Source organism: Phenylobacterium sp. (assembly GCF_044372605.1).
Taxonomy (GTDB): domain Bacteria; phylum Pseudomonadota; class Alphaproteobacteria; order Caulobacterales; family Caulobacteraceae; genus Phenylobacterium.
This window is the reverse complement of record NZ_JBILRO010000148.1, coordinates 1-8,616: the sequence shown is the minus strand read 5'-3', so window position 1 is coordinate 8,616 and position 8,616 is coordinate 1. Positions and strand designations below refer to the sequence as shown.

The 8,616-nt window shown below is 63.1% G+C and carries 10 protein-coding genes and 1 tRNA gene; 4 read left to right on the top strand and 7 right to left on the bottom strand.

Going from position 1 to position 8,616, the window contains the following annotated elements:
- Positions 1-964 (bottom strand): TonB-dependent receptor (locus ACIQ42_RS12305; protein ID WP_397422483.1); only part of this gene is annotated, 964 nt, incomplete at its 3' end.
- A gap of 113 nt (positions 965-1,077) precedes the next feature.
- Positions 1,078-1,746: a TetR/AcrR family transcriptional regulator gene (locus ACIQ42_RS12300; protein ID WP_397422482.1), complete on the bottom strand. Its 669-nt coding sequence runs from the start codon at positions 1,744-1,746 to the stop codon at positions 1,078-1,080.
- A gap of 165 nt (positions 1,747-1,911) precedes the next feature.
- Between ACIQ42_RS12300 and ACIQ42_RS12295 the strand changes: the two genes are divergently transcribed.
- Both ACIQ42_RS12295 and ACIQ42_RS12290 read left to right on the top strand, forming a co-directional pair.
- Positions 1,912-3,420 (top strand): AMP-binding protein, encoded by a 1,509-nt coding sequence (locus ACIQ42_RS12295; RefSeq protein ID WP_397422481.1) that lies wholly within the window; start codon positions 1,912-1,914, stop codon positions 3,418-3,420.
- A 2-nt stretch (positions 3,421-3,422) separates the two neighbouring features.
- Complete coding sequence (locus ACIQ42_RS12290; protein ID WP_397422480.1) at positions 3,423-4,613, top strand: acyl-CoA dehydrogenase family protein; 1,191 nt, start codon at positions 3,423-3,425, stop codon at positions 4,611-4,613.
- A 147-nt stretch (positions 4,614-4,760) separates the two neighbouring features.
- Here the strand turns inward: ACIQ42_RS12290 and ACIQ42_RS12285 are convergent, their stop codons facing one another.
- The 5 genes from ACIQ42_RS12285 to ACIQ42_RS12265 form a co-directional block, all read right to left on the bottom strand.
- Positions 4,761-5,351 (bottom strand): hypothetical protein, encoded by a 591-nt coding sequence (locus ACIQ42_RS12285; RefSeq protein ID WP_397422479.1) that lies wholly within the window; start codon positions 5,349-5,351, stop codon positions 4,761-4,763.
- Positions 5,348-5,839, bottom strand: coding sequence for an RNA polymerase sigma factor (locus ACIQ42_RS12280; protein ID WP_397422478.1), 492 nt, complete (start codon positions 5,837-5,839; stop codon positions 5,348-5,350). The genes ACIQ42_RS12285 and ACIQ42_RS12280 overlap by 4 nt, the downstream gene beginning before the upstream one ends.
- 6 nt (positions 5,840-5,845) lie before the next feature.
- Complete coding sequence (locus ACIQ42_RS12275) at positions 5,846-6,424, bottom strand: hypothetical protein (RefSeq protein ID WP_397422477.1); 579 nt, start codon at positions 6,422-6,424, stop codon at positions 5,846-5,848.
- A 113-nt stretch (positions 6,425-6,537) separates the two neighbouring features.
- Positions 6,538-6,933, bottom strand: a complete 396-nt coding sequence (locus tag ACIQ42_RS12270; RefSeq protein ID WP_397422476.1) for a DUF6632 domain-containing protein — start codon at positions 6,931-6,933, stop codon at positions 6,538-6,540.
- Between the two features lie 219 nt (positions 6,934-7,152).
- Positions 7,153-7,242: transfer RNA gene (locus tag ACIQ42_RS12265), tRNA-Ser, on the bottom strand.
- A gap of 106 nt (positions 7,243-7,348) precedes the next feature.
- Here ACIQ42_RS12265 and ACIQ42_RS12260 point away from each other — a divergent pair.
- Both ACIQ42_RS12260 and ACIQ42_RS12255 read left to right on the top strand, forming a co-directional pair.
- Positions 7,349-8,383 carry a septal ring lytic transglycosylase RlpA family protein gene (locus ACIQ42_RS12260; RefSeq protein ID WP_397422475.1) on the top strand — a complete coding sequence of 345 codons (1,035 nt, stop codon included), beginning with the start codon at positions 7,349-7,351 and terminating at the stop codon, positions 8,381-8,383.
- Between the two features lie 31 nt (positions 8,384-8,414).
- The coding region (locus ACIQ42_RS12255) for a dTMP kinase (protein WP_397422473.1) at positions 8,415-8,616 on the top strand (202 nt) is incomplete at its 3' end.

The following is an 8,616-nucleotide window of genomic DNA, read 5'->3' as shown; positions in this document are numbered from 1 at the left end:
CGTCACCGAACGTGTAGTTTCCGGTCAGACTGGAGCCGTACGCGATCGCCTTGTCGTTCGTCACATCCTGCGTCTGCACGACGAAGTCGCGGTTTCCGTAGTTCTGAAAAGTATATCCCAGCGCCGCCGTCGCCGCGAGGTAGCCCGGCGTGGCCACCCCGGTAGGTCCCGCCGCATCGATGATATCGGAGACCCCGCCGTTGGCCGATACGTTGGAATAGTAGGTCGCCAGGTCGAGCTTGAAGTCGTCAGAAGGCTTCCAGACCGTGCGGAGCCGTCCACCTGCGCCAGCGAAATCATTGACGTGCTTTCCGGCGGCCAGGTTGTAGGCGAAACCACTTCGATCGCGGGCCCAGAACGAGGCGCGCGAGGCCACATTGGTCATCAGCGCACCGCCCAGATAACCCTTCACAGAGGTCTGATCGTAGTTCCCGTAGCCGGCGGTCAACATGGCTTCCAGATCAGCCTGCGGCTCGCGCGTGACGATGTTGATCGCACCCAGCGGCGTGTTGCGGCCATAGAGTGTGCCCTGTGGGCCGCTCAGGACCTCAACGGACTGGATATCGGTCAGATCGCCAAGCAGCGCGCTCGAGCCCGGAACATAGGCTCCGTCGATGAACACACCGACGCTCGATTCTATCCCCGGGTTGTTCCCCGACTGGCCGATTCCGCGCAGCGAAATCGTCGTGTTCCGCACGTTGTTCGTGGTGCTGAACTGCAGGCTTGGCACGACGGTCGTCAACTGAGCGAAGTTGAGGATGTGCGCCTTTTCGATTTCCGCTCCACTGATCGCTGTGATGGAGAGCGGCACATCCTGGACATTCTCAGCCCGCTTCTGGGCGGTCACGATGAGTTCGTCGAGTTGGGTTGAGGGGTCCTGCGCCTGAACAGCCTGGGCGGATCCCAAGCTAGCGGCGGCGATGCCGCAGAGCAGGACGAGTTTCCGACTGGACCGTGATGTCATGGCTGCCTCCCCAGGCGCAGGCTCAGGCATGTTATGTTATTCGAACCGGAGCTATTGTTCGCATTAAGAGCGCAGAGTTTTCTTGCGGTCAAGCGGGTTGAATGGGGCCAAGTTCACTTTGGGTTCGAAGGTAGACCCAGCGTGGTCGTCGTCATTCGGGTCAGGGATTTCAGGATGAATGCCTGATCGAACTCCTCATTGATCTTCCAATGAAGCAGCCTGTGCACAAGCATGCCCTCGATGGCCCGCAGGCAGAAGATACATCGCTCGTCCAGTTCCGGGTCGCCGGCTTCTGGAGCCTGCTTCCGGATAAAGTCCGCGAGACGCAAGCCGGCCTGACGCGTGGCGGCGCGAAGCTCAGGCCAGTAGGCCGCCGCCTCGCCGGCCAGGCTTCGCTGGTAAAGGGCGCGGAAGAATCCGGAATTGCGTGTCAGGACCCGCGATGTGCCCTCGATATAGGTCTCGATCAATTCCGCCGGCGTCGCATCGTGCCAACGTTCCAGATCGAAGAAGCGGTCTATGTTAGCCCTTCCCCGCCGGGCGAAACGGATCTGCAGCGCGGCAAACAGAGCCTCCTTGTCGCGGAACCGCCCGTAGAAGGTGCCAATCGAATAACCTGCCGCTGCAGCGATGTCCGTAACGTGAGCCTTGTCGTAGCCCTTGCTGGCGAAGACGGCGTCGCCTGCCCGCAAGAGACGCTCCTGCGCCAGACGACTCCGCGCCTGGAACGCCGGATACACGCCGTCCAGTTCGTTGAGATATGAGTGTTCGGTATCCATCATGGCTTCCAAGGCGCAATCGCAATCGCGAGTTCATATAAAGGGCTGAGGTGGCAGGGCCATAAGGCTGTCCCGCACGGCAACACCAATTGACAGACTTCCTACAATCTCGTTCATGAACGAGAACAATGGTTCCGGATAGGGGCGCCGTTCGGCGGGGTGCGTGTCATGGACCAGATGATCTCATACGGCGCAAAGCTGAAGCAGTTGGCCCATGCGACACCTGGGTCGCCCGCGGTCACCTGCCAGGGCGTGAGCCTGACCTATTCCGAGCTTCATCGGCGTACCAATCGCCTGGCCCGGGGCATGGCGCTCAAGGGCGTCACACGAGGCGATCTGGTGACGGTCGGACTACCGAACGGCCTGGATTTCGTGGCGGCCTGCTGGGCGATCTGGAAGTTGGGTGCGACCCCGCAGCCCGTGTCCTTCCGCCTGCCTGCGGCGGAACTGGCGGCGATCATCGAACTTGCAAATCCCGCCCTGGTCATCGCCGAAAGCGACGCGGCCGGGGTGCGGCCATCGTCCAGCATGGCTGAACTGGCGGCGCTGTCGGGCGATGAAGGCGACCTGCCCGATGTCATCGCGCCTACCGCGAGGGGCGTGGCGTCGGGAGGCTCCACCGGTCGCCCGAAACTGATCCTGTCTGGCGGACCCGGCGTGACCAAAGCCGCCATGCAGGAGCTAAGCTTCTGGCGCATGCGCAAAGGCGGCGTATCGATCCTTCCCGCGCCGCTCTATCATACCGCCGGCTTCGCGATGATGCTCGACGCCATCAACATGGGAGCCCACCTGGTCATCCTGCCCCGTTTCGACCCTGAGGGTGTGTTGGCCGCAATCCATACCTATCGCGCGGACTGGATCTTCCTGGTGCCGACCATGATGACCCGCATCTGGCGACTGCCCGAGGCGTTGCGAACTGCGTTCGACCTCTCCTCGCTGAAGACGCTCTGGCATCTGGCCGCGCCTTGTCCGCCGTGGCTCAAGGAGGCTTTCATCGATTGGGTTGGACCCGATGTGGTGATGGAGCGGTATGGCGGCGCCGAATCCCAGGCCATCAGCGAGATTTCCGGCCGCGAGTGGCTGGAGCGAAGAGGTTCGGTTGGCCGGGTAATCGTGGGCGAGATGATCGCTGTTGGAGAGGACGGACAGGCGCTTTCGCCAGGCGAAGTGGGCGAAGTCTATCTGCGCCGACCCCAAGGCTCACCTGAAACCTATCGCTATGTAGGGGCCGTGGCCAAGACCCTGCCGGGCGGCTGGGAGAGCCTTGGCGACATGGGTTGGTTCGACGCCGACGGCTATCTCTATCTGGCCGACCGAAGAACGGACATGATCCTGGTAGGTGGGGCCAACGTCTATCCCGCCGAGGTGGAGGCGGCGCTGGAAGAACATGCGGCCGTTCAATGCTGCGCGATCGTTGGCCTGCCCGACGACGATCTGGGAAACACGATCCATGCCATCGTCAACGTCAGATACCCCGTAACGTTTGATCAGCTGGCGGCGCATCTCGCGGAGAGGCTGGTCGGCTACAAGCTGCCGCGATCGTTCGAGTTCGTCGATGAGCCGATCCGCGACGACGCCGGCAAGGTGCGGCGCACAGCCCTGCGCGACGAACGCATCGCCGGCATGAAAGCAGACGTATCCCTCAGCGGGGCGCGGCCTGGCGGAAGGGGAGAGTAAAAATGGTCGATGGATCTGAACTGGAAGCCTTCCGTCGGGAAGCGCGCGTCTGGCTCGAAGCCAACCTGCCACCTTCCATTCGGGACAATCCCGGTCAGGTGGCGGCGGCCATGGTCGACGGCGCACCGCAGCCCGAAGATGTGATTCTCTGGCGCCAGCGCGTGGGTGCGCGGGGATGGGGCGTCCCAACCTGGCCGCGCCGCTATGGTGGCGCCGGACTGACGGGCAGCGAAGCCAGGGTGCTGAAGGAAGAGATGACCCGGATCGCCGCCCCCAATCCCGTGGGCGGTCTTGGCGTCATGATGTTCGGTCCGACGCTTCTGGAATATGGCAGCCCGGAGCAACTCGAACGCCACATTCCCCCGATCGCCCGCGGCGAGTTGCGCTGGTGTCAGGGGTTCAGCGAACCCGGCGCCGGATCTGATCTGGCCTCGCTGCAGATGGCGGCTGTGGACGAAGGCGACAGCTTTCGAGTCACGGGCCAGAAGGTGTGGACGACAGGAGCGCAGTATGCGGACTGGTGCTTCTGCCTGGTCCGGACTGACCGGGGGCCGCGCAAGCACGACGGCATCAGCTTCCTGATGATCGACATGGCATCTCCGGGGGTCGAGGTGCGACCGATCGTGCTGATCAGTGGAGAGTCACCTTTCTGCGAGACGTTCTTCACGGATGTCATGGTGCCAAAGGCGAATCTCGTTGGGCCCAGGGGAGGCGGCTGGCAGGTGGCCAAGCGGCTGTTGCAACACGAGCGGCAGAACACGAGTGCGGGATCCAGCCCGATCGGCCTGGCCTCCACAGCGGATATCGGCGCCCTGGCGCGAAGCCAGGTCGGCGTCGACAGCGCCGGTCGACTGATGGACCTCGACCTGCGCCATCGACTTGCAGTGCACCAGATGGAAGCCCGGACCTTTGGACTCACTCACGCCCGCGCCGAGGCTGAAGCTCGCGCCAATTCCGGGCCGTCGAACACGGCGTCCATCCTCAAGAACGCCGGCGCCAAGGTGAGGGCCGACCGGGCCGAACTCATGATTGAGCTAATGGGCCACGAGGGACTCGTCTGGTGCGAGGAAACCCGGGGCTGGCTTCGCGGCAAGGCCGGCGCCATCGCCGGCGGCTCTGCCGAAATTCAGAACAACATCATCGCCAAGCGCATCCTGGGCCTTCCCGATGCGGCGGACACGCAAGGTGCCTAAGGAAACGGTGATGGCAGTGAGTGAGAGCCTTCTGGCGAACCCACTTTCGGCAATTTTCATATTGTTGCACCCGCCTATTTCAAGGGATTGAGGACAAGCTGCCCGAGCTCCGGCGCGGGCAGTTGCGGCAAAACAAGCGCTCAATAGTCAAAGGTGCTCGCCGAAGGCATCCGCGATCGTGCTTTGTGCCCGCAGGTTTGCGAGGCTGCGCTTGTGCCTCCGGGCCGCGCGCATGCTCCATCCACACGCCATTACGAAGGTGGCCGCCGCGATCAAGATGATGGCCGGATGGCTCTGAACGCCAACGTCAGGCAGCACGCCAATGCTTCCAAGGCCAAGCCCGGTGACAAGGCCCAGCGGCCCGCCCACATAGCCCAGCCTCGCCAGAAACAGGCCGGTTTGGGAACGCCGCTGCAGGAACAAGCGGTAGGCCTCGACCGTCTCCGCCTGCATATGCCAAAGCTTTCGCCGGAGGTGGATCGTGATCGCGGGCCATGCCAAAGCGAAGACTGACAACCCGACAAAGATGGCCTGCACGACACCCTCCGCGCGCGCTGCCCAAAAGATGAAAAGGCCGCTCGCAGCCAAAGAGCCAAGCGCTTCAAGCCATGTATCCCGCCGCAACGCCAACCGTTCCTGGCGCACCTGCGCTCTCAACCGGCTGATCGAATGGTCGCCCCCAGGGGCAGCCCGCCAGGCCGCACGCATCGCCTCAAGCTGGTCGTCCAGGTCCATCATTCTGTATCCATCACCTTGCGCAGCATTTCGCGCAGCCGCGTGATCCGCGTGAAGACCGCCCCTTCACTGATGCCAAGGGTCTCCGCTATCTCGCGGGCCGAGAAATCATCGAGATAGAGGGTTGCGACTTGCCGCATGCCATGCGGCAGCCTGGAGACTGCAACCTGCAGCCGCCGGCCGAGATCGGCGCGAACGACCGCATCGTCAGCTGCCTGGGCCTTGTCCAGAACCGTGTCCGAGAGTTCGTCGTGCTTCGGCGCGCGACTGGCCTTTCGAACATGGCTCACACAGACGTTGTGCGTCACCCGCGCTACGAATGTCCGCAAGGAGGAATCCCGACGCCAGGATGGCGCTGCTCGCCAGAGCGCGAGCGCCACTTCCTGCCTCAGTTCCTCCCGGCATGCCGGATTATTCTCCGTTCCAGCGATAATCCGGTCAATCAACGCTGCATGCTCGTTGAGCGCCTGGTCGAAGATGTCCGATGCCACCCGATGTCACGCTATTGGCATGGGCAACGGTTCGGCGCGCGCGATGTCGGCGCGCAGGAAGGCTGCCGCCACGCGAAGAGAGAGCCACCAGATCGGCAGGAACAGGAGGAAGATCAATGCCCAGTAGGCGAGAGGACCCTGTACGATCGTGAAAATGGCCGACGCGACCGGTGTCAGGAAATCTGGCAGACCCAAGCTGATCAAGCTGTTGTTGAAGGATACGACAGCCTTGAGGAGGAGCATGCCGGGCGCCATGGCAAGATAGTGGAATGCGGACTTTGGCACATTCCGCTGCGAGAAGGGATTCAGGTAGATCCAGTTGAACATCGCCCGTTCAGGACGGGACATATAGAGTTGGTCGATGCGGAGGCGGTTGCGCCACGCCCAGATCAACATGAAGCCGGTAAATGCAAGCATCGCGGCATTCACCAGAAGAAATTGCGCGATTTTGAGATCACCTTCGCCGGTTGCCATTGTGTGGTTGAATTCGCGCGCACCCGCCGCGACACCCAGGATCGTGGATGCGAGGTCGGCACCGGTCAGCGCGATGAACCCAGCGATGTAAACCCAAACCCATTTTTTCATCGGAACCTCCTGCAGAAGCCACAATAGTCGCTGCCCGCGGGAAAACCTTACATGGCGCCGGCCTTTAGGCCGCTCCCAACCCCAAGCGGGCATTATCGCTTTCTGAAAGGTCGTCAGACTCCATCATCGACCCGCCTTGACCGCCACAAAGGCCAGGCCAAGGAAACCCCGCCAGCGAGGATCCAGACGTCGCCGAACAAGTGATGAAGGTGCGTTTGGTCATGCAGCGCGTGAAACAGCATGACGAGGCCGTGTGTGAAACTCGAGACCGCTACAAACCAGAGGAAACTGCCGTGTCGAATGGGGTTCTTGATGGCGCGGGCTGCACAAACACCGAGCGCGAAATAAACGCTAACGATCATCTGATCGTAGATTGCGTTGTAGGGTGGCCAGCGCCAGCCGCCCAGCAGGTCGAAATAGACCGCGAAAGGTATGCCAACGAGGCCGGAAAAAGCCCACAGAATAACTGCGGGGCGTAGCGCGCGATTGGCCTGGTCGTCTGTCGTCACTTGATTGACCGCAAACCCTTCAATGGTCAGTAAGTCGCACGATACACATATGGCAATTCACGGCCAATCGTAGACGCGGAGGAGCTGGACCTATCGTCCGGTCACTCCCCCACCTCGGTCTTTGCAGCTCCAAAGGACCCCGAACGCGATCCAGAAGGTGGGTACAAAAGGTGGGTAGCGCTGAAGAGCGCACCTAACTCATTGTTTTTCTTGGTGACGTGGCGGAAGGGGTGGGATTCGAACCCACGGTGGGCTTTCACCCACGGCGGTTTTCAAGACCGCTGCCTTAAACCACTCGGCCACCCTTCCAGGATCGGCCCTATAGCAGGCAAAACCGCGCCGTCTACAGGGCAAGAAACGATTAACCGCGTTTCAAGCTTCTGGGCCGAAAGTCTCCTGAACCTCGGAGGCTCTTATGGCGATTCCCGGACCTTGCCGGCAGGCGTTGAGATATGCCGTTGTCCTGTTGGGCGGCGCTTCGCTCGTGGCCTGCGCCGGGATCACCCCGCGCTACCCCAGTCAGGCGAGGGGACCACAGACAGCGCCGCCGGCCCAGGGCGAGTACAAGGTCGGCAAGCCCTATCAGGTGGGCGGCGTCTGGTACGTGCCGCGGGAACAGCCGAACTATGACCAGACGGGCGTCGCCTCCTGGTACGGCGAGCAGTTTCACATGAAGGCCACCGCCAACGGCGAGAGGTTCGACATGGCCACGGTGTCGGCCGCGCACACCACCTTGCCGCTGCCGTCGCTGGTGGAAGTGACCAATCTGGACAACGGTCGCCGGCTGGTGGTGCGGGTGAATGATCGGGGACCCTTTGTCGGCGACCGGATCATCGACCTCAGTCGTGAAGCCGCCCGGCAGCTTGGCTTTGAGCGCCAGGGTCTGGCCCGGGTGCGGGTGAAGTATGTCGGTGCTGGCCCCTTGCTGGGCCCTGATGGCGGGCTGCGTTACGCCAACGCCAAGCCCTATCCCACGCGGCTGCCGGCAGCGCCCGCGACGACAGCCGCCGCAGCGCTGGCCTCAACTGCAGACCCGGTGATGGAAATGGCTGCCGCCGCGCCCCGGGCCGCGCCGCGCGCGGCTGCGATTACCTCGGAAGCCCTGCCGCCGATTACCGGCTCGGCCATCTCCAGCGCGCCCATTCCACCGGCGCCGAGCGCCGCGCCGGCTGTCACGGCGGCGGCTGCTCCCGTGGACGTGAGCGCCATCCCGATCAAGTCGGCGCTCAGGATTCAGGCGGGCGCCTTCATCAGCGAGGTGAACGCTCAGCGCGCGGTTAGCCAGTTGTCTGAGGCCGGTCGGGCTACCATCGAGCCCCTGGATCGCGAGGGCCTGACGCTCTATCGCGTGGTCCTGCCGGCGCCGGAAGATGAGGCGGCGGCCTATGCCCTGCGCGATCGAGTGGCCGAGATCGGCTTTGCCGACGCCCGCGTGGTGCGTACGTTCTAGACAAAGCCCGCGAACTGGCCATTTTGGCCGCGTGACGCGCGGCAGGTTCATCAGTTTTGAAGGCGGCGAGGGGGCCGGGAAGTCCACCCAGGTCAAGCGTCTGGCTGCGCGCCTGCAGACCGCGACGCGGGAGGTGGTCCTGACCCGCGAACCCGGCGGCTCGCCGGGCGCCGAAAGCATCCGCGACCTGGTCCTGCGCGGTGACGCGGACCGCTGGAGCCCGGTGACCGAGA